This window comes from Streptomyces sp. B3I8 (assembly GCF_030816915.1).
In the GTDB taxonomy this organism is placed as follows: Bacteria; Actinomycetota; Actinomycetes; order Streptomycetales; family Streptomycetaceae; genus Streptomyces.
In genome coordinates this window covers 7,026,231-7,044,145 of the sequence record NZ_JAUSYN010000002.1, presented here as the reverse complement: position 1 = coordinate 7,044,145, position 17,915 = coordinate 7,026,231, and the positions used below count along the sequence as shown (strand labels likewise).

General features: G+C 73.4%; 17 protein-coding genes. 9 read left to right on the top strand and 8 right to left on the bottom strand.

Going from position 1 to position 17,915, the window contains the following annotated elements:
• Positions 1–10: 10 nt before the first annotated feature.
• From QFZ64_RS33070 to QFZ64_RS33045, 6 genes are all read right to left on the bottom strand, one after another.
• On the bottom strand, positions 11–1,540 hold the full coding sequence (locus tag QFZ64_RS33070) for an HEXXH motif domain-containing protein (protein WP_307071152.1): 1,530 nt from the start codon (positions 1,538–1,540) through the stop codon (positions 11–13).
• Positions 1,537–2,688 (bottom strand): FxsB family cyclophane-forming radical SAM/SPASM peptide maturase, encoded by a 1,152-nt coding sequence (locus QFZ64_RS33065; RefSeq protein WP_307071151.1) that lies wholly within the window; start codon positions 2,686–2,688, stop codon positions 1,537–1,539. Before QFZ64_RS33065 ends, QFZ64_RS33070 begins: the two co-directional genes overlap by 4 nt.
• A 70-nt stretch (positions 2,689–2,758) precedes the next feature.
• On the bottom strand, positions 2,759–2,941 hold the full coding sequence (gene fxsA, locus QFZ64_RS33060; protein ID WP_307071150.1) for an FxSxx-COOH cyclophane-containing RiPP peptide: 183 nt from the start codon (positions 2,939–2,941) through the stop codon (positions 2,759–2,761).
• Between the two features lie 258 nt (positions 2,942–3,199).
• Positions 3,200–3,775: a hypothetical protein gene (locus QFZ64_RS33055; protein WP_307071149.1), complete on the bottom strand. Its 576-nt coding sequence runs from the start codon at positions 3,773–3,775 to the stop codon at positions 3,200–3,202.
• A gap of 234 nt (positions 3,776–4,009) precedes the next feature.
• Entirely contained in the window at positions 4,010–4,999 is a 990-nt protein-coding gene (locus tag QFZ64_RS33050) for an alpha/beta fold hydrolase (protein ID WP_307071148.1), read from the bottom strand.
• 245 nt (positions 5,000–5,244) lie between these two features.
• Positions 5,245–5,808 (bottom strand): hemerythrin domain-containing protein, encoded by a 564-nt coding sequence (locus tag QFZ64_RS33045; RefSeq protein ID WP_307071147.1) that lies wholly within the window; start codon positions 5,806–5,808, stop codon positions 5,245–5,247.
• Positions 5,809–6,046: 238 nt separating this feature from the next.
• Between QFZ64_RS33045 and QFZ64_RS33040 the strand changes: the two genes are divergently transcribed.
• Positions 6,047–6,193, top strand: a complete 147-nt coding sequence (locus tag QFZ64_RS33040) for a hypothetical protein (RefSeq protein ID WP_307071146.1) — start codon at positions 6,047–6,049, stop codon at positions 6,191–6,193.
• A gap of 140 nt (positions 6,194–6,333) precedes the next feature.
• On the opposite strand, the gene QFZ64_RS33035 is transcribed toward QFZ64_RS33040, so the two are convergent.
• Positions 6,334–7,044 carry an SDR family NAD(P)-dependent oxidoreductase gene (locus QFZ64_RS33035; protein ID WP_307071145.1) on the bottom strand — a complete coding sequence of 237 codons (711 nt, stop codon included), beginning with the start codon at positions 7,042–7,044 and terminating at the stop codon, positions 6,334–6,336.
• A 102-nt stretch (positions 7,045–7,146) separates the two neighbouring features.
• Between QFZ64_RS33035 and QFZ64_RS33030 the strand changes: the two genes are divergently transcribed.
• Entirely contained in the window at positions 7,147–7,986 is an 840-nt protein-coding gene (locus QFZ64_RS33030) for a helix-turn-helix transcriptional regulator (RefSeq protein WP_307071144.1), read from the top strand.
• Between the two features lie 51 nt (positions 7,987–8,037).
• Here QFZ64_RS33030 and QFZ64_RS33025 read toward each other — a convergent pair whose 3' ends face one another.
• Positions 8,038–9,606, bottom strand: a complete 1,569-nt coding sequence (locus QFZ64_RS33025) for a hypothetical protein (protein ID WP_307071143.1) — start codon at positions 9,604–9,606, stop codon at positions 8,038–8,040.
• A 672-nt stretch (positions 9,607–10,278) separates the two neighbouring features.
• Between QFZ64_RS33025 and QFZ64_RS33020 the strand changes: the two genes are divergently transcribed.
• The 7 genes from QFZ64_RS33020 (at position 10,279) to QFZ64_RS32990 (ending at position 17,858) form a co-directional block, all read left to right on the top strand.
• The gene (locus QFZ64_RS33020; protein WP_307071142.1) at positions 10,279–10,848 is read left to right on the top strand and encodes a universal stress protein; all 570 of its coding nucleotides are present in this window, start codon (positions 10,279–10,281) and stop codon (positions 10,846–10,848) included.
• 158 nt (positions 10,849–11,006) lie between these two features.
• Positions 11,007–11,561, top strand: coding sequence for a DoxX family protein (locus QFZ64_RS33015; RefSeq protein ID WP_307071141.1), 555 nt, complete (start codon positions 11,007–11,009; stop codon positions 11,559–11,561).
• A 262-nt stretch (positions 11,562–11,823) separates the two neighbouring features.
• Positions 11,824–13,896 (top strand): DUF1996 domain-containing protein, encoded by a 2,073-nt coding sequence (locus tag QFZ64_RS33010; protein WP_307071140.1) that lies wholly within the window; start codon positions 11,824–11,826, stop codon positions 13,894–13,896.
• A 144-nt stretch (positions 13,897–14,040) separates the two neighbouring features.
• The gene (locus QFZ64_RS33005) at positions 14,041–14,979 is read left to right on the top strand and encodes a restriction endonuclease (RefSeq protein WP_307071139.1); all 939 of its coding nucleotides are present in this window, start codon (positions 14,041–14,043) and stop codon (positions 14,977–14,979) included.
• A 66-nt stretch (positions 14,980–15,045) separates the two neighbouring features.
• Complete coding sequence (locus QFZ64_RS33000) at positions 15,046–15,963, top strand: NADP-dependent oxidoreductase (RefSeq protein WP_307071955.1); 918 nt, start codon at positions 15,046–15,048, stop codon at positions 15,961–15,963.
• Positions 15,964–16,167: 204 nt separating this feature from the next.
• Positions 16,168–16,863 carry a 2Fe-2S iron-sulfur cluster-binding protein gene (locus QFZ64_RS32995; RefSeq protein WP_307071138.1) on the top strand — a complete coding sequence of 232 codons (696 nt, stop codon included), beginning with the start codon at positions 16,168–16,170 and terminating at the stop codon, positions 16,861–16,863.
• A complete protein-coding gene (locus QFZ64_RS32990) occupies positions 16,860–17,858 on the top strand; it encodes a xanthine dehydrogenase family protein subunit M (protein ID WP_307071137.1) in 999 nt (332 codons plus the stop codon). The genes QFZ64_RS32995 and QFZ64_RS32990 overlap by 4 nt, the downstream gene beginning before the upstream one ends.
• The last annotated feature ends 57 nt before the right edge of the window (positions 17,859–17,915 follow it).

Genomic DNA, 17,915 nt, shown 5'->3' with positions numbered 1-17,915 from the left:
GCAGTGACAATCACGCACAATATGGCGCGTCCGCCCCATTTTCGCGGTGCCATACCGCCCTCGGCTGCTCCGTCCATGCCCCCCTCCTCGTCTGAATGGCTGATGGGTCCCCGCCCGTGACGGCGGCTGCTTCGCCGGCCCCCGCCGCGTACCCGCGCGGTGAACGGCCCTCGTTACCCCACGGACGCGCGGAATCACCCGACATCACACGAAGGGAGGACGGCGAGGACTGCTCTTTCGGTCCGCCGACCGGGTGACCCCCTCCCCCGGAGCGGCGTACCCGTTGGCCGTGGTGCTCGGCCTCGGCGACCATGTGGTCGACGAAGAGGGTCCCGAGCGGCGTCAGCGCCCGGTGGCCGTCCAGGTGCCGGAGGGCGGCGGTGACGTGACGGCCGTAGTGGTCGAACCGCGCCGCGGCGGTCCGGGCGGCCGCGCCGTCCACGTCGCGGCTCCGGCGGGCCCAGAACTGGAGCAGTGCGAGATGCGCGTGCGTGCCGGTGAGGACCGCGCCGACGGGGCGGGGGTCCGGGCGCCAGCCGACGCGGTGACGCGACGCGTCGCGCGGGTCCGCCAGGTCGACCAGATCGGTGAGGGCCGCGAAGGCGACGTGCGCGGTCTCGTGGAGCAGGGTCTCCGCCAGGCGTGCGGGATCATTCTGGGGAGCGGTCGCCACCGCACCGTACGCCTCGCGCGAGGACGAGCTGCGTCCGCGTCCGGCGGGGTCCGGGAGCAGGGGCACCAGGGCGGTGCACAGCTCGGCGCAGGCGGCGGCGCGCTCGGGCAGCAGGTCGGCCAGCAGCCGCCATCCCTCCCCCAACATCGTCTCCCAGCGGGCCAGTTGGGAGGGGGTCTGCCGCGTCTGCACGGGGTGGCCGTGGGCCCGCAGCCGGTAGGGATCGGCGTCCTCGACCGCCACCGACAGCACTGGCCGCCCGCCCTGGGGGAAGACCGTGACGCGATGTCGGGGCAGCCACCGCGCGGGCTCCGCGTCCTGCCACCGGTCGTGGCCCTCCTCCAGTGCGACGGTCCGTCCCGCCAGGTGCAGGTGCCGGCCGTCGAGCCGGACACGGTCCGTGCCTTCGGGCAGTTCGGCCACACCCAGCGTCGGCAGCCAGAGCAGGCCGTCCGGTGTGGACAACGTGACCTCGGGACGCAGTCCGGCGCGTAACGCGGCAGCGGCGGCGAACGATCCGAGCCGGGCGAGGTCGACGGTCAGCCCCGAGGCCGGTCCGGAACCGGTGAGGGCGCGCAGGCACCGGGCGAGCCATACCCCGACGTGGGGGGCGAGGACGACGCGTTCGAACGCCTCCACGTCGGCTCCGTGCGCCCGCTTGCAGAGCTCCCAGCCGTCGGCGGCGCGGGAGCGCGCCCACAGATCGGGCACGGTGCGCCGGGCCATGTCGGCCACGCTCTTGAGCATCAGCAGCCTTCTGCTGATCTGCCCCTCACGGAGCACGGTGAGCGCCTGGCCGGTGGGACGGCCTGCGGCCACGGCGGCGAAGTCGGCGGCCGTCATGCGCAGGGTACCGAAGGAGGTCACGAGGCCCTCCCCAGCAGTGCGGCGGCGTCCGCCAGGGCGCGGTCCCGGATGTGCGTGGTGAGCACGCGCAGATCGGCGGTGTAGACACTGGGGTTGGCGAACCCCGTGCCGGGCGCGTAGCGGTGGGTGCGCAGTCCTCCCCCGCAGATGCTCACGACGGGGCAGCGCCGGCATTCCTCGGCGAGCCCCTCCGGGCCTCCGTCCCGCGCCTCGACGACGTCCGGTCGGCGTGCCAGAGCGTCGAAGTCGTGGTCGAAGACGTTCATTCCGGTGGCGGCGGCACCCTCGTAGGCCGCCTTCAGGGAATCGGGCAGCTCCATCGTCCCGTCGGTCTCGACGACGATGAAGTCGGTCTCACCCAGCCCCACGCTCGCCGAGCGCGCGCGCCCGCCGAGCGAGAGATCCATGATGTCCTCGAACAGCCGGATCCGCGTCTCCCGGTGCGGAGCGGAGTACCACCGGTCGAAGACGGTCAGCAGCCACCGCGCGTACGGCGTGCGCCGGGGGTCGTGGTGCGGCGGAGGGTATTCCCACGTCGCGTGCGGGAGAAGGAAGTCGACGGCCCGGGGCGCGTGCGAGAGCAGCGCCTCGTAGACGGCCGTCGGATCGGTCGTGACATCCACCGTGCACAACAGGCCCCGGTAGAGGGCACGGCTCTCCGGTTGCCTTAACAGTTCCAGCCCCCTTCGGACGGCGGTGTAGCTACTCCGTCCGTTCCTGGAACGACGATGCAGGTCGTTGGTCCCACGGTCACCGTCGAGGCTGACCCCCACCGACACCTGGTGCCGGCGGAACAGTTCCAACCAGAGTGGATCAAGGAGTGTTCCGTTGCTCTGCAAGGAAATATCACAACCGGCGGTGCCGTGGAGCGCGGACCGGAGGACCGTTACCAAGTGTTCGATTCGCTCCCGGCCGGCGAGCAGCGGTTCACCACCGTGGAGGACGATCCGGACCACTTCCAGTGCGTGGACCCTCGCGTGTTCCGCTATTCTCCCGGCAAGGCGTTCGGCCGTCTCCGGCGCCATGACCCGGGGTTTGTCGCGCCAGGTCGAATCCCGCAGTTCGTAGACGTAGCAGTAGTCACAGGCCAGGTTGCAGGGCTGCGCGACCTTGACCACCCATTCCCGGAAGGGCCGGACCTCCGACACGCGCCACCTCCTGCTCCCCGGTACCCGACCGGTCTCGCCAGAGCTTCCCGTCGTGCCCTCGTGCGGTGGGTCAGATGGCCGAGCTGAACCCGGCGATGTCGGACAGCGTCCCGTCCACGACATCCCGCAGCACCCGTCGCAACGATTCACCGAGCGCGGTGTCCGGCAAGTCGTCGAGGTCCACGGCCACCGTCGAGGTTGAACCGGACAAATTCACCACGTCGAACTCCACGTCGCTCGCTGTCGTCTTCATCGCCCCCGTGCTCGCTCTCGTCGCCGGCTCCGTGCGCGGGCCGGGCGATTGTGGACATGTGTCGACCCGCAACCGGCACTGCGGTGTGTCGAGTTGCGGGCGGAGTGGTGCGGTTCTGTTCCCAGGGAAGCACACTGATCACGTTCCGGCCAGATCGCCCCGTATGATCCGCGCCGGGCCGGACGACAACGGCCGGTCCGCCACGGTGGTTGGCTGATTCGTGCCCCGTGCACCATCCACCCCGGGGACCCAACTGGCTTATTTGATCAGGGCGTTGGCCGCGATGATGACCAGTCCGACGATCATGTCGATCGCCCCGGCGCGCACGCATGCGCCCCGGCCGCGGCCCGCGCTGTGCGCGGTCCACACGCCCCAGCCGGTGAGCAGCAGCGTGTTGAGCACGAGCGCCGTGTCGACCGCCGTCCCCTCGGTCCACAGCGGCGGCAGGGAGAGCAGCAGCAGGACGACGGTGGGGGTGGCCGCGGCGACCACCGGCCACTCGGCGGCCATCGCGCGCAGCCCGGCGCGGGCGCCCCTGCCGCCCGACGAGGCGCGGTGGGCGACAACGTGGGCGTAGCCGTGGGCCGCCGCGGAGGCGACGGCGGTGAGGAACACCCACAGTGCGTCGGAGCCGGGGTCGGACGCCTCGCCGGGGCTGTCCAGCGCGGCCGCCATGGCGCCGGCCATGACGAGGCCGTAGACGCCGCTGAACAGGGTGACCTCGGTGGGCCGCCGGGTCCGCCGCCGGGCCTGCCGGCAGGTCCTTGCCCCCTCCCGCGGTGGGGCGGTGGCACCGGGGGCGGGTGTGGCGTCGCGGCGTTCGCGGTCCGACATGGCTTCGGCCTCCGCCGGGAGGGGACGGGACCGTACGGGACGGTCGGTGCGCACGGGTCCGCCCGCACCCGGGGCGTAGGGCACGCGGAACCGCCGGACCATGCTGGTCCGGCGGTTCCCGGGAAGACGGCAGTACGCGCCGAGGACCGCGCGGTCGGTGCGGTACGTGGCGCCATACGGAGCAGGCGCGGCCCGGCGCGGAGCTCCCTCCGGCGAGGGAGCCGGTCCGAGGCGTCAGGCGGTCGGCAGTCCGGCGAGCCACTCCGTGAGCAGGCGGTTGATCTCCTCCGGGCGCTCCTGCTGGATCCAGTGGCCGCAGCCCTCCAGCAGGTGCGAGCCGACCAGACCGGGCAGGGTGTGGGGGAAAGCCTCGATCGCCTCGCTCAGCCAGGTGGTGGAGGCGTCCCGGGTGCCGCCCGCGAACAGGGAGGGCTGGGTGATGGCGGCGCCGTGGTGGGCGGTGAGGTCGGCCCAGTCCCGGTCCATGTTCCGGTAGCGGTTGAGTGCCCCGGTCAGTCCGGTCCGCTCGAACTCGCCTGCGTAGATGTCGAGTTCGTCCTCCGTGAGCCAGGACGGCAGTGTGCCGGCCGGGAACCGGTCGCGCATCCGTCCGCCGCGGGAGACGAAGTGCGGGTCGGGTGCGTCGGCGGCGGGCATGGTGTCGGCGGACAGCGCCGCGTACATGCCGGCCAGCCAGCCCCGTACGTCGGGCTCGATCTCCGCCTCGGCGCGTCCGGGCTCCTGGAAGTAGGAGACGTAGAACTCGTCCTCGCCGCCGATCCGTGCGAAGACCTCGGTGGGCCGGGGGCCGCCGGGCGGGGCGTAGGGGACGCTGAGCATGGCGACGGCGCGGAACACCTCGGGCCGCAGGAGTGCGCAGGTGGCGGCGATGTTGGAGCCCCAGTCGTGCCCGACGACCGCCGCCGTCGGCTCGCCGAGGGCCTCGACGACGGCGACGCAGTCCTCGACCAGGTCGAGCATGCGGTACGCCTCCGGCGCGGCGGGCCGGGAGGACCGCCCGTAGCCGCGCACGTCCAGGGCCACGGCACGGTAGCCGGCCGCGGCGAGGGCGGGGAGCTGGTGCCGCCAGGAGTACCAGGACTCCGGGAAACCGTGCACGAGCAGGACCAGGGGACCCTCGCCCTGCTCGACCAGATGGGTGCGCCCGGCGGGCGAGGGCACCAGGCGGTGGACGGGTGCGCCGGTGGCGGGTGTGAGGGGCACGGGATCTCCCGGGGGTCGCGGAACAGTACGCGTACGAACGGGGTACGCGGAACGATCCTGCGGCAGGCGCGGCGGCTCGGGCGATGCGCTTTGCCGTTCCGGCAAATTGGCCGCACGGGGCTGTCGCTCTCATGGCCTGCGGCCTGTGAGCCCGTGCCCCGCGCCCCGTACGTGACGGCGCCGGGGCCGGGACGGCAGTCGGTCCCGGCCCCGGCGCGCCGTGCGGCCGCGCGGTTCGCCGCCCGTCAGTCGCTCTTGCCGCGGCCCGACAGGGCGTCGCGGAGCCTGTCGATCAGGCCGGCGCCCGGGGCGAGCAGCTTGTTGGCCGGCGGCTTGTCCGGGGAGGCCGGGTGGGGCCGGGTCGGGGCCGTCTTCTTGGCCGTGCGCACCTTCTCGCCGAGCTTCTCGAGGTCCGCGGCGTCGGCCGCCTGGCGCAGCCGGGGGAACAGGTTGTTCTCCTCGTCGGCGACGTGCTCGCGGATCTCGCTCATCAGAGAGGACATCAACTGGTCGAAGCGGGGATCGTCGGGCCGGCAGCCCTCCAGTTCCTTCATGGTGCGCTCGGCCGTGCTGTGTTCCTCCAGCTCCTTGTCGGCGAGGGAGTCGCCGTCCGGGAGGTACCTGCGCACCGCGGGGTAGAGATGCATCTCCTCGGCGACGGAGTGGCGCACGAGTTCGATCGTGACCTGGTCGGCCAGCTCCTTGCGGCGGCTGTCCCCGGTCGGCAGTGCCTCGAATCGGGCGAACATCTCCTCGACTTCGCGGTGGTCGGTGGTCAGTTCGTGAATGACGTCTCCGCCGTGTCCCACGGATGCCTCCTTGCTTCGAGCGGTTGCCGGGACGGCAACGGTCGTGACGCCGCTGTACGCGTCGCCGGTGATCCACGGGTTCCCACAACCGCGCGCCTTATGACGCCCGGAACGGCATCGCACAGGTGCCGGGCGGCCGATGCGGGGTAGCCGGGACAGGGAGTACACGCGAGGAAGAACGCGAACGCCGACCGAAGGCGCGGAGGCCGTGCCGGCCCACCGGCCGGGGAGGAACGTCATGCCCTCAGTCATGGAACGCATCAAGCAGTTCGCCAGGAGCCCACAGGGCCGGCGGACCATCGACCAGGCGCGCCGCCAGGCCGCCGACCCGCGCCGCCGCGCCCAGGCGCGGGGCCTGCTGAGCAAGCTGCGCACACGCCGCTGACCGCGGCGGCCGTCGGCCCGAGACAGACAGGAGTCCCCCCGCCCGCGGCGGGCCGGGCACGCCCCGGTGGCGGCCTGCCCGGCGCGGGCGGACGCGCGTCCGTCAACGGCCCGCGCCGCGGGCGCCCGGGGTGCCCCAGGTCACCACGGAAGCGGGCCGTCTGCGGCGAAGTAGCCGCCCGTGGGACCGTCCGCACCCACCTGCGCCATCCGTACGATGATCTCGGCCCCCTCCTCCACGGTCTGGATCCCCGTGTTCCCGTTGAGGTCCGTCTTGGTGAAGCCGGGCTCGACGGCGTTGATCCGCATCCCGGGGAACGCCTTCGCGAACTGCACGGTGACCATGTTGACCGCCGCCTTCGAGGCGGGATAGGCGACGCCCGGATAGCCGTACGCCGGTGTGCCCGGGGTGCTCAGGCCGGTCAGCGAGGCGAGGCCGCTGCTGACGTTGACCATCACCGGGGCGGCGGAGCGGCGCAGCAGCGGCAGGAAGGCGTGGGTGACGCGGACCGTGCCGAAGACGTTCGTCTCGAACGTCTCGCGCATCATGTCGGCGGTGACGTCCGCGGCACCGATGACGCTGTTGCCGGGGCCCCGGCCCTCGATCCCGGCGTTGTTGATCAGTACGTCCAGACCGGCGCCGTCCGCCTCGACGGTCTCGGCCGCCGCGGCGACGGATGCGTCGTCGGTGACGTCGATGAGGAGCGGGCGGGCGCCGAGCGTATCGGCGGCGCGGCGGCCGCGTTCGGCGTCCCGGCTGCCGAGGTAAACGGTGTGGCCCGCTTCGATGAGGCGGCGGGCGGTCTCGAAGCCGAGGCCCTTGTTGGCCCCGGTGATCAGTGTCGTGGTCATGGGTCCAGGCTGCGCCGGTGCGGCGGGGCCTGCCAGGAGTCCCCGCTTCCTGGGACCAGCGGTACCAGGTGGCCGGGCGGCGGACCGGGCACACTGGGGAGCATGGCCACAGGGGAATTCGGCGGTGCGGTGCGCCGCTGGCGGGACCGGGTGTCCCCGGAGGCGGCCGGGCTCCCGGCCGGCGGGCAGCGGCGGGCGGCGGGGCTGCGCCGCGAGGAGCTGGCCATGCTGGCCGGCATCTCGGTCGACTACGTCACCCGACTCGAACAGGGCCGGGCGTCGAACCCCTCGCCCCAGGTCGTCGAGGCGCTCGCGCGGGCGCTGCGGCTGTCGGGCACCGAGCGGGCCCATCTGTTCCGGCTGGCCGGGTTGCTCGCGCCGGGCGGCAACACCGTGCCGACCCATGTGACGCCGAGCGTGCAGCGGATGCTGGACCGGCTGGCGGAGACGCCGGTCGCGGTCTTCGACGCGTCCTGGACGCTGCTGTTCGCCAATCCGCCGTACGCGGCGCTGATGGGCGATCCGTCGGGGTGGCGGGGCAATGAACGCGACAGTGTGTGGCGGCACTTCGTCGGGCCGGGCAGCCGTGCCCGGCACACCCCGGAGTCGTTGCGGGCGTTCGAGCGGGCGCTCGTGGCCGATGTGCGGGCGACCGTCGCCCGCTACCCCGACGATCCGCGGCTGCGGGATCTGGTGGCCGGGCTGCGGGCGCGGAGCGAGCGGTTCGCCGAGCTGTGGGACTCCGGGGCGGTCGGTGTGCACGAGGCGGCGCGCAAGATCATCGATCACCCGCGGGTGGGGGCCGTGATGCTGGACTGCGACGTGCTCTCCGTGTCCGGCAGCGATCTGCGGATCATGGTGTACACGGCGGAGCCGGGCAGCGAGGACGCCGACCGGCTGGCGCTGCTGACGGTCCTCGGCACGCAGACGCCGGCGCACTGAGCCCTCGCGCGGGACCACTCGGGACCACGCGGGAGCGGGTGGGGTGAGTGCTCAGACGTCGCTGCCCGTGCCCGTGCCGGCGCCCAGTCCCCGTGTCGTATAGGCGCATTCCGTATACACGTACCCGGGGCGGAGCTCGGCCGTGTCGGACGACGGCGTCGTGGTGGTCGAGCCGGAGCGGGACTTGTGGACGAAGTACGTCGTGCCGGCGGGCAGCGTGATCGTCCGTTGCGGGTAGTGCCGGCCGCTCCTGCCGCACGGCTCGAAGCCGGGGGACAGGGTGCTGCCCCAGTCGTACTCCGTGCAGCCGCCGCATCCCCCGAGGGTGAAACTGCCGGTGACCGGGCCCGTGTAGAGGACCCTGATGTCGTCGGGGCTGTCGTTCTTGACCGTGACCGAGATGCTCCCGCCGGAGGCCGTCGTGGGCAGCCGCCTGCCCGCGGCCGGGACGGTCTGCGCGACCTCCGCGGCGATGGCGATCTTCTGGGCGCGGGCCCGGTTCTTGTGATGCCTGTTGTGCTCGAGGAAGTCGTTCATGCTCTTGAGGGCCGCGTCGAAGTCCTTGTCCTTGTACTCGTCGACGCCGCAGGCGTAGGCGCCTTCGTCGGCGCCCCGGCCGGCCCGGTCGGCGTCCTTGGCCAGGGCCTCGTCCACACCGGCCTCCTCCCCCGGCAGATCGGTGATCTGCGCGGAGAGGCCTTCGAGCCGGGAGACCGCGGTGCACGGTTCCTTCCCGTCCACGGCCTCGACCGCCTTGCCGACCGCCGACTTCACGGCCGGTTCCACCTCGGCCGCCTGCGCGGACCGCGGGAACGTGGTCAGCAGGTCCCCGAAGAGCCCCGGCCATTCCGCGCCGCCGTCGCCGCCGCCCGAGCCACCGCCGTCGCCGGAGGTGAGCCCGTCCGACGCGCAGCGGTAGAGGGAGGTGGCCAGCCGGTCGTCGGGCCAGCGGGTCAGCGGGCCGAGCTGCTCGCGGCCGACCGTGCGGGGCACGGTGCGCAGGAAGGTGAGCGCCGGCACGGCGTCGCAGTACTGGCGACGCGCGTAGGGCGCACCGACCGCCGTGTAGAAGTCGTGCAGCCGGTCGGGCACACGAGCGGCGGCGCGGGAGCCGGGGTGGTCCGTGGCGAGGGCGTCGTAGGCGTTCAGGGCGCGGCGGTAGTCGGCCCTGGCCTCCTCGAACGGCTGCTCGGAGGCGGCCTCCACCAAGTGGTCGGCGCGGTCCAGCCGGTCCAGGAGCATCTGCTCGGTGGCCTCGTCGCGGGCGCCGTCGTACAACACGGCGCCGCCCGCGGGGACGGCGAGGAGCAGGACGCCGAGCGCGAGGGCCAGGGGGGTCCGCGGCGGCCACGCGAGCCGGGTGCGCAGGCCCACCACGGCCCCGTGGGCGGCGGCGGCGAGGAGGAGGACGGCGTAGAGGACGAGGGCGAGCGCCGGGACGCCGTCCGGGTCCGCGGGCAGCGCGACGAGGAGCAGGCCGGCGGTCGCGGCGCAGCACAGCAGGGCCGCGAGCGGGCGGCGGACGAGCGCGTACCCGAGCCCGAGACCGCTGAGGTTCAGCAGTGCCACGGCGGCGGCCCGCGGGCCGTCCGCGGGGGCGGGCGGCGGGGAGGAGGGCATGGGCGGAACGTGGAATCCGTCCCCGTACGGCGTGCCGGGCGACCCGTCCGGGGTGCCCGGGGTGTCCGGGGTGCCGTACGGGGCCGACGGAGGTCCCGCGGGGCCGGGCGGAATGCCCGGTGGGCCGTACGGCGTCCCGGGCGGCTCGGGCCGACCGCCCTGGAGCGGGACGGGTCGGCTCCAGCCCGCGTCCGACCGGTTCCCGGCCGCGCCGGCCCGGCCTGCGGGCTCGCCACCCGGCCGTCCTCCGGGCGCTTCCGGCCGGTCACCCGTTCTGCCGTCGCCGGTTCCGTCGTCTCTGCTGCCGCCGGCTCTGTCGTCGCCGCCGAATCCGGACGTGCCGTACTGATCCCCGGACATGCCGTTCCCCCCACTCACCCCGGCCGCGCACGCGCGGGTCGCAGTCCCAACCCGGCCCGCGCACGCGTGGGTTGCAGTGTACGGTCGGTCGACCGGATCTGACAGTGAGTGTCCGGCTCCCGGAGCCGTCCTCATGCCCCGCGGGGTCGGCGTGGCCGAACACGGACGTGCGCACCGCCGTCGAGCGGGTACCCGGAAGGTCCGTGCCGGGAGTGAGCCGGACGGCCCTCTCCGGGCAAACGTCGCCCGTGGGAGCGGCGCACGCGGGTGTGCGCGGCGGTCCGGGAGACGAACACGTGGAACGGTGAGGTCATGTCTGAAGCCGACGGTGTGGAAGCCGCTCGTGTCGTGGTCGGTGCGAGCGATTCCCTCAGCAGCCGAACGGCCCTGTACCGGGCCGCCGAGGAAGCCCGGCGCAGGGGCGCCGAAATGTGGGCCGTGCTCGCCTGGGACGTACCGGGCGGGGAGCTCACCGCCCACCGCCCGGCCGGTATCGAACCCCTGCTCGACGAGTGGCGGCGGGCGGCCAGGCGCGCCCTGCTGACGGTGCTCCACGAGACGTTCGGCACGGCGGGACCCGGGGTGCCGCTGCGGGCCGTCCTCGGACGGGGGCCGGCCGGGCGGGCCCTGGTGCAGATCGCCGACCGTGCCGGTGACCTCCTGGTCGTCGGCGCCGGCCGGCGCGGGCGGCTGCACCGCCTGCTGTCGCCCTCGGTGAGCCGGTACTGCGTCGCCCATGCCGCCTGCCCGGTCCTCGCGGTCCCGCCCTCGCCGCTGGAGGCCGACTGGAAGGCGGCGCACCGGCGCAACGCCCTGCGGCTGCCGCTCGACACCCGTCACCTCACCGACGAGACGCGAGCGACGGTGCGGCCCGAGCGGTGACGGGCCGGTGGCGGTGCGACGGCGGGACGGATTGACCGCCGGGCCGGTGGGGAACCCGGCACTGGCCGCGCGCGGTCCTGGTCCCGCTGCTGGTCCTGTGTGCCGCGCCGCGCGAATGCGCCCGTCCTAGCCGTCCCACCTGTCCGAGAGGTTCGACCATGAGTCTGTTGCGAGTGCTGGGCCGTCCGATGCTGGCCTCCATGTTCATCACGGGCGGCCTGGACTCCGTCCGTCACCCGGAGCGGGTGGCAGAGGCCGCCGAGTCCGTGGTCCAGCCCCTGTCCGACCGTGTGAAGGTGCTGCCCGACAGCACCCTGCAGTCCGTACGGCTCAACGGTGCCGTTCAGGTCGCGGCCGGCCTGCTGCTGGGGCTCGGCCGCATGCCCCGGCTCTCCGCCCTGGCCCTCGCCGGCACGCTCGTGCCGACGACGCTGGCGGCCCACCGTTTCTGGGAGGCGGAGGACGACGCCGACCGCGCCCAGCAGCGCATCCACTTCCTCAAGAACGTGTCGATGCTGGGCGGACTCCTCGTCGCCGCGGACGACACCGGTGGCGTCCCGTCCCTGTTGTGGCGCGGCCGGCACACCGCCAAGGAGTTGCGGCGCGAGGCGAGGCTGGTGCACCGCTCGGCCCGGATGGGCGCGCTTCCCGGGGCCGCGGCGGGCAGCGTCCGGGCCGGCGCGAAGGGCCTGAAGGCCAAGCTCCCCGGCTGAACCCGGGAGGCCGAACGGCCGGTCGAGAGTGCGGAACGACCGAGACGGCCGAACAGCCCGGTCTGTGCTCCCTCGGCCGGGTGGCGCGAGACACCGTCAACTTCGGTGCGCCGCCCGCGCCGAGGCGCCCTTCCCCCGCGCGGCCGCGCGCAATCACGGAACCTTGATTTTCCTGAGACTGCTGTGAACATCCTGTGTCCCGGCTCCGTATAGAGCCCGAGGGCGGTTCCGCCCTGTCCGGTGGCAAGTCGAGGAGGAAGTCGTGACCGGAGGGACCCGCAGGAGACCGAAGGCCGCGCGGCGCAGTACGGCGGCGGCGATCGCACTGATGCTCGGCGGGGCCGGTCTGATCGCGGTCAACACCTACGCGTCGGCGACCGAGACGAATGCGGCGGAGACGGCACAGCTACCGGCCGGCGCCGCCGGGAGCACCATCGACTGTCCCGAAGTCGCCGACCACCTGCCCAAGTTGCCGGAGAAGGCCCTGGCCGGTGTGAGCGACGACCTGGCCGCGATGGACACTCAGATCACCGACGCCTATCAGCGGCTGACCCGGATGGGTACCGCGTCCGGCGACGCCGCCGGGGAGAAGGTGAAGGGCGAAGTCCTCGATCCGCTGCGGAAGTCGCGGGCGGAGAGCATCGGCCGGATCACCGACTCCATCGACAGGACCACCGGCCGGCCTCCCTCGGGGCTGGACGACTTGGCCGCCTGCGAGGTGAAGACCGCCCCGGGCGGCACCGCCGGCGACAGCAGCACCGGCGACGCGGGCTCCGGCGACGCGGGCAATGCCGACAAGGGTGAGGGCAACGGTGGCGGCACCGCGCCGCCGAGCGCCGGCAACGGCAACGGTCCGGACGCCTCGGACTTCGTCGACATCCGCACCGTGAAGCCGAACGTGAGCAGCCCCCCGGCGGCGCGGGCGGACGCCTCCCGGGGTTCGTTCCTCACGGACTGCGGGGTCAACGGGAACAAGAACTACAACACCGACAACGTCATCGCGGCGCCCGGCGTGACCAACGGCGCGCACCACCTGCACGACTACGTGGGCAACCAGGACATCAACGCCTTCTCGAACAACGACACGTTCGCGGCGGCCGCCACCTCCTGCAAGGAGCAGGGCGACAAGTCGGCGTACTACTGGCCGGTGGTCCGCGTCCAGGACGGTACGCAGGACTTCGACCAGAACAGCGACGGCGGCGGCAAGGAGGGCAACGTCGGCAGGATCCTCACCGCCAAGCAGGCCGAGATCAAGTACGTCGGCAGCCCGGCCTCGAAGGTCGTCGCCATGCCGAAGTTCCTGCGCATCATCACCGGTGACGCGAAGGCCTTCACCAACGGCCCCGCCAACGCCAACGCGCACTTCAGCTGCACCGGCTTCGAGAACAAGGTCCAGCTCACGGACAAGTACCCGATCTGCCCCAAGGGCAGTGACGTGGTCCGCTCGTTCTCCTTCCAGAGCTGCTGGGACGGCCAGAACACCGACAGCGCCAACCACCGCACGCACATGGCCTTCGCCGACGCGGACGGCAACTGCGCCAATGGTTTCAAGGCGATCCCGCAGCTCACCATGCGCCTCGTGTACGACGTCCCGGCCCCGACCGTCGAGAACGGACAGGTGAAGAACGCCTACGCCGTCGACGGATTCCCCGAGCAGTTGCACAAGCCGATCAACGACCACGACGACTTCATCAACATCATGGACCAGAGCCTGATGGACCAGGTCGTGGACTGCCTCAACAAGGGCCGAACCTGCGGCGCCGGCGCCCCGCCGGCGAACGGGACCGGTGACGACAAGGGCGACGACACCGGCGGCAAGGGCGACGACGGAAAGAACGACGACGGCGGGACGAAGGACGACGGCAAGGGCGGTGACGACGGCAAGGAAGACGACAACGGCGGGAAGGGCGACACCGGAAACGGCGGCGCAACCGAGACCCCGGGCAAGGGCGGCACGCAGAACGGGCAGAACGGGCAGGGTGACGCCAAGGGGTCCGATGACGGGGCCGTGACGTCCGGCGGCACCGCCGACACCAAGGCCGGGGCCGGGGCCGACACCCCGAAGTCCGAGTCGACCGTGGCGTCCGACGCCCGGCGCACGGAGGCCGGCACGGCGCCCGACGGCTCTGCTTCCCCTTCCGCGGTCTCCCGTGCCGAGGGCGGTGACGACCAGGACTCGGTGGGTTCGGTCAACCCCGTACCGCAGGCCGAGGGTTCGCAGGGCAGCCTGGCCGAGACCGGGTCGCAGCTCTGGCCCGCCGCGGCCGGCGCCCTGATGCTCTGCGCCGGTCTGGTGGTGCTGCTCCGTTCACGGCGTTACACCGCACGCCGCTGAGCGAGGCCGCGGCACCTGATCACCCCGGCGGGACACGTACGGCATCACGCGTCCCGCCGGGGTTCGGCATATTCCGGCGATCTTGGGCACACGTTCGAGGAGAGTGATCTTCGGAGTGTGATCCGCGAGGGGGGACCGCCGTCCATGACCACCACCACGCCTGTGCGCCGGATACGTGCGCGACGCCGCGGCCGCGATTTCGATCTGCGGCGGACCTCGCTGTTCTTCGCTCTGCTCGCCCTGGCGGTGGTGGGGTCGGGGCTCGCCGCGCGGACGGCCGCGCGGGCCGCGGCCCACCGGCCGGTGCCGGCGGTGGCGTTGTGTCTGGTGGTGCTGTCGTCCGTCGCGTTCGCCCTGCGGCAGGGGCGCCGCGGCTTCTCCGCGCGACGAGCTGCGCGACGGGCCGCACGCAACGCGATCACCGCGTTCGACGCGGCGACGACGACGGCCCTGGAGTCGCTGGACTCGCTGGAACCGGCCCCCGTCACCGCCGGTCCCCGGGCGGCCGAGCCCGCACCCGTCGGATGCGCCCCGGCCGAACCCGCGCCCGTCGCCACGGAGTTCGCACCGGAGGGCGCACCGGGCCTCCGCCCCGACCCGGCCCCCGGCCTCGGCCTCGTTCCCGGACCCGACCCCGGCCCGGATCCCGACCCCGTGCGCTACACCACCGTCGACTACGGTCTGCTCGACGCCGACGCGTTCGAGCAGGCGGTCGCCGCGCTGTGCGAGCGGGACGGGTGCACGGAGGTGGAGGTGGTCGGCGGCGCCGGGGACCTCGGCGCGGACGTGGTGGGGCTCGCTCCCGACGGCCGGCGTCTCGTCGTCCAGTGCAAGCGCTACGGCGACACCCACAAGGTCGGCTCGCAGGACCTCCAGCGCTTCGGCGGCACCTGCTACACCGTGCACGAGGCCGAGGTCGCCGCCGTGGTGAGCACGAGCGACTTCACCGCGCCCGCCGTGGAGTACGCAGAGCAGTGCGGCATCCTCTGCGTCGATCGGGACACCCTGCAAGCGTGGAGCGACGGCACCGGTCCGGCGCCCTGGAGCATGGACCGGCCCCCGCGCCCCCACGACCACCAGTGACGGCACCCGGCCACCGGAAAAGGGAGACCCACCATGACGGACCAGGACAGGATCGCGGACGACTCGATGCGCGCCATGACCTACGACCGCTTCGGCGGCAACGAGGTGCTCTCGCAGACCCGCAGGCCCCGCCCCCGCCTGGGCCCGGGCGAGGTGCTCGTACGGGTGCGCTGCGCGTCGGTCAACCCCGTCGACTGGAAGCTCATGGCGGGCGGGCTGAAGGACCTGATGGACACCGTCTTCCCCGTGGTGCCCGGTTGGGACGTGGCCGGTGTCGTCGAGCAGGTGGGCATCGACGTGCCCGAATTCTCGGTCGGCGACGAGGTGGTCGCCTACGCGCGGAAGGACTACGTGCACGGCGGGACCTTCGCCGAGTTCGTCACCGTACCCGTGCGTGCCCTGGCCCGGCGGCCGGCGTCGCTGTCGTGGGAGCAGGCGGGCGGACTGCCGCTCGCGGGGCTGACCGCGTACCAGACGCTGACCCGGCTGGGCACCGGCCAGGGCAGTACGGTGCTGATCCACAACGCGGCGGGCGGGGTGGGCACCCTGGGCGTGCAGATCGCGGTGGCGCTCGGCGCACGGGTGATCGGCACCGCCTCGCCCGAGCGCCACGACACGCTGCGCGAGCTGGGCGCCGAGCCCGTGGCCTACGGTGACGGGCTCGCCGACCGGGTGCGGGAGCTGGCGCCGGACGGGGTCGACGTGGTGGCGGACTTCGTGGGCGGTGTCCTGGACGTCACCCGGACGGTCCTCGCCGAGGGTGGACGGCACGCCTCCATCGCCGACAACAGTGTCGTCGAGGCGGGCGGGCAGTGGATGTGGGTCCGGCCCAGCGGCGGCGACCTGACCGAACTGGGCCGGCTGGCGGACGGGGGGAAGCTGACGGTGCCGATCGCCGCGACGTACCCGCTGGAGCGGCTCCCGGACGCCTTCGCGCGCAGCCAGGAGGGCCACACCCACGGCAAGATCGTCGTGACTGTCTAGACACGCCGTGCCCCCGGGGCAGCGCTGCCGCCCCGCCCCGGAGTGGCGATGCCGTCCCCGCCGAATGCTGCCGCGCGCCGATTCCGGCGTGCCGGGACGTGTCAGGTGCCGCAGCCTGGTTACGCGGTTCCCACGGCACCGCGGGGCTCCGGCCGCCGCGTGCGCCGCGACCGCGTCCCGCCGCGACGGAAGGCTCCCCACGCCATGGACGGTCCGCACCACGAGACAGGCACCGGCGACCGGTCCCGCGACGGCGCCCGGCCCACCGGCTCCGGCCCCGGACGCGGGGCGCCCGCTGAGGGCGGTGCCGTCGGCACCCTGCCGGACCACTGCCGGTCCACGACGACACTCCGCGTCAACGGCGTGTCGCACACGCTCACCGTCGACAACCGGCGTGTCCTGCTGGACCTGCTGCGCGAGGATCTCGACGTGGTCGGGGCGAAGAAGGGCTGTGACCACGGTCAGTGCGGCGCCTGCACGGTGCTGCTCGACGGTCGCCGGGTCAACAGCTGTCTGCTCCCCGCCGTGGCCCTGGACGGCTGCGGGATCACCACCGTCGAGGGCCTCCCGGCGCTCGCCCCGCCCGAGGACCGCACCGACGGCCACGAGAACGGCGAGTACGACGACGGCGACGGCCCGCTCCACCCGTTGCAGCGGGCCTTCCTGGAGCGCGACGCCTTCCAGTGCGGCTACTGCACCCCGGGCCAGCTCTGCTCCGCCGTCGGCGTGATCGGCGAGGCGGTGGCGGGCCATCCCTCGCACGTCACCGATCCGGCCGCGCCGTCCGGCGAGCCGGTGCCGCTGACGCGGGAGGAGATCCGCGAGCGGCTCAGCGGCAATCTGTGCCGCTGCGGCGCCTATCCGCACATCGTCGAGGCCGTGGAGGACGTACTGCCGTGAAACCTTTCACGTATCTGCGGGCCGGCAGCGTCGAGGAGGCCGTCGACGCCCATGCCGCCCACCCCGGTGCCCGTTACCTCGGGGGCGGCACCAATCTGATGGACCTGATGAAGCTGGACGTGGAACGGCCCGGCACCCTGATCGACGTCAGCCGGCTGCCGCTGGACGATGTGCGCGAGCTGCCCGACGGGGCACTGTGGGTCGGGGCCACCGTCCGCAACAGCGACCTGGCCGCCCACCCCGCCGTCCGCGACCGCTACCCGGCGCTCTCCCAGGCGCTGCTCTCCGGCGCCTCCGGGCAGCTCCGCAACGTCGCCACCACCGGCGGCAATCTGCTCCAGCGCACCCGCTGCCCGTACTTCCAGGACGTCACCAAACCGTGCAACAAGCGGGAGCCTGGCAGTGGTTGCGGCGCCCTGACGGGCGTGCACCGCGACCACGCGGTCCTCGGGTACTCCGAGCGGTGCGTCGCCACGCACCCCTCGGACATGGCGGTGGCGCTGGCCGCGCTGGACGCCCGGGTGGAGCTGTACGGCGCGGACGGGAAGCGGACCGTGCCGGTGACGGAGTTCCACCGGCTGCCGGGAGAGCATCCCGAGCGGGACACCGAGATCCGCCCCGGGGAGCTGATCACCGGGGTCGTGCTGCCCGCGGCCGCGGCCGGGCTGCCCTCGGCGTACCGCAAGGCCCGGGACCGCGCCTCGTACGCCTTCGCGCTGGCCTCGGTGGCGGCGGTGCTGGAGGTGGCGGACGGTGTCGTGCGCCGGGCCGGGATCGCGTTCGGCGGGGTGGCGCACCGGCCGTGGCGGGCGCGGCGGGCCGAGGAGGCGCTGCTGGGCGCCGCGCCCACGGCCGACGCCTTCGAACACGCCGTCGACCTGGAACTCGGCGCGGCCCGGCCGCTGCGCGACAACGCCTACAAGGTGCCCCTGACCCGGGGGGTGGCTTTGGACGTCCTCACCCGGCTGGCGCACCGCACCGCGACGCCGGTCTGATCCCGGCGTCCGGGACGGCCACCGCCGCACACCCGGCCGCCGTTCACCCACCGCTCC

Coding starts and splice junctions, on each gene's coding strand:
- fxsA (WP_307071150.1), bottom strand. CDS start 2,941: ATGAAGACGACAGCGAGCGACGTGGAGTTCGACGTGGTGAATTTGTCC.
- QFZ64_RS33055 (WP_307071149.1), bottom strand. CDS start 3,775: ATGTCGGACCGCGAACGCCGCGACGCCACACCCGCCCCCGGTGCCACC.
- QFZ64_RS33040 (WP_307071146.1), top strand. CDS start 6,047: ATGCCCTCAGTCATGGAACGCATCAAGCAGTTCGCCAGGAGCCCACAG.
- QFZ64_RS33035 (WP_307071145.1), bottom strand. CDS start 7,044: ATGACCACGACACTGATCACCGGGGCCAACAAGGGCCTCGGCTTCGAG.
- QFZ64_RS33030 (WP_307071144.1), top strand. CDS start 7,147: ATGGCCACAGGGGAATTCGGCGGTGCGGTGCGCCGCTGGCGGGACCGG.
- QFZ64_RS33025 (WP_307071143.1), bottom strand. CDS start 9,606: ATGCCCTCCTCCCCGCCGCCCGCCCCCGCGGACGGCCCGCGGGCCGCC.
- QFZ64_RS33020 (WP_307071142.1), top strand. CDS start 10,279: ATGTCTGAAGCCGACGGTGTGGAAGCCGCTCGTGTCGTGGTCGGTGCG.
- QFZ64_RS33015 (WP_307071141.1), top strand. CDS start 11,007: ATGAGTCTGTTGCGAGTGCTGGGCCGTCCGATGCTGGCCTCCATGTTC.
- QFZ64_RS33005 (WP_307071139.1), top strand. CDS start 14,041: ATGACCACCACCACGCCTGTGCGCCGGATACGTGCGCGACGCCGCGGC.
- QFZ64_RS33000 (WP_307071955.1), top strand. CDS start 15,046: ATGCGCGCCATGACCTACGACCGCTTCGGCGGCAACGAGGTGCTCTCG.
- QFZ64_RS32995 (WP_307071138.1), top strand. CDS start 16,168: ATGGACGGTCCGCACCACGAGACAGGCACCGGCGACCGGTCCCGCGAC.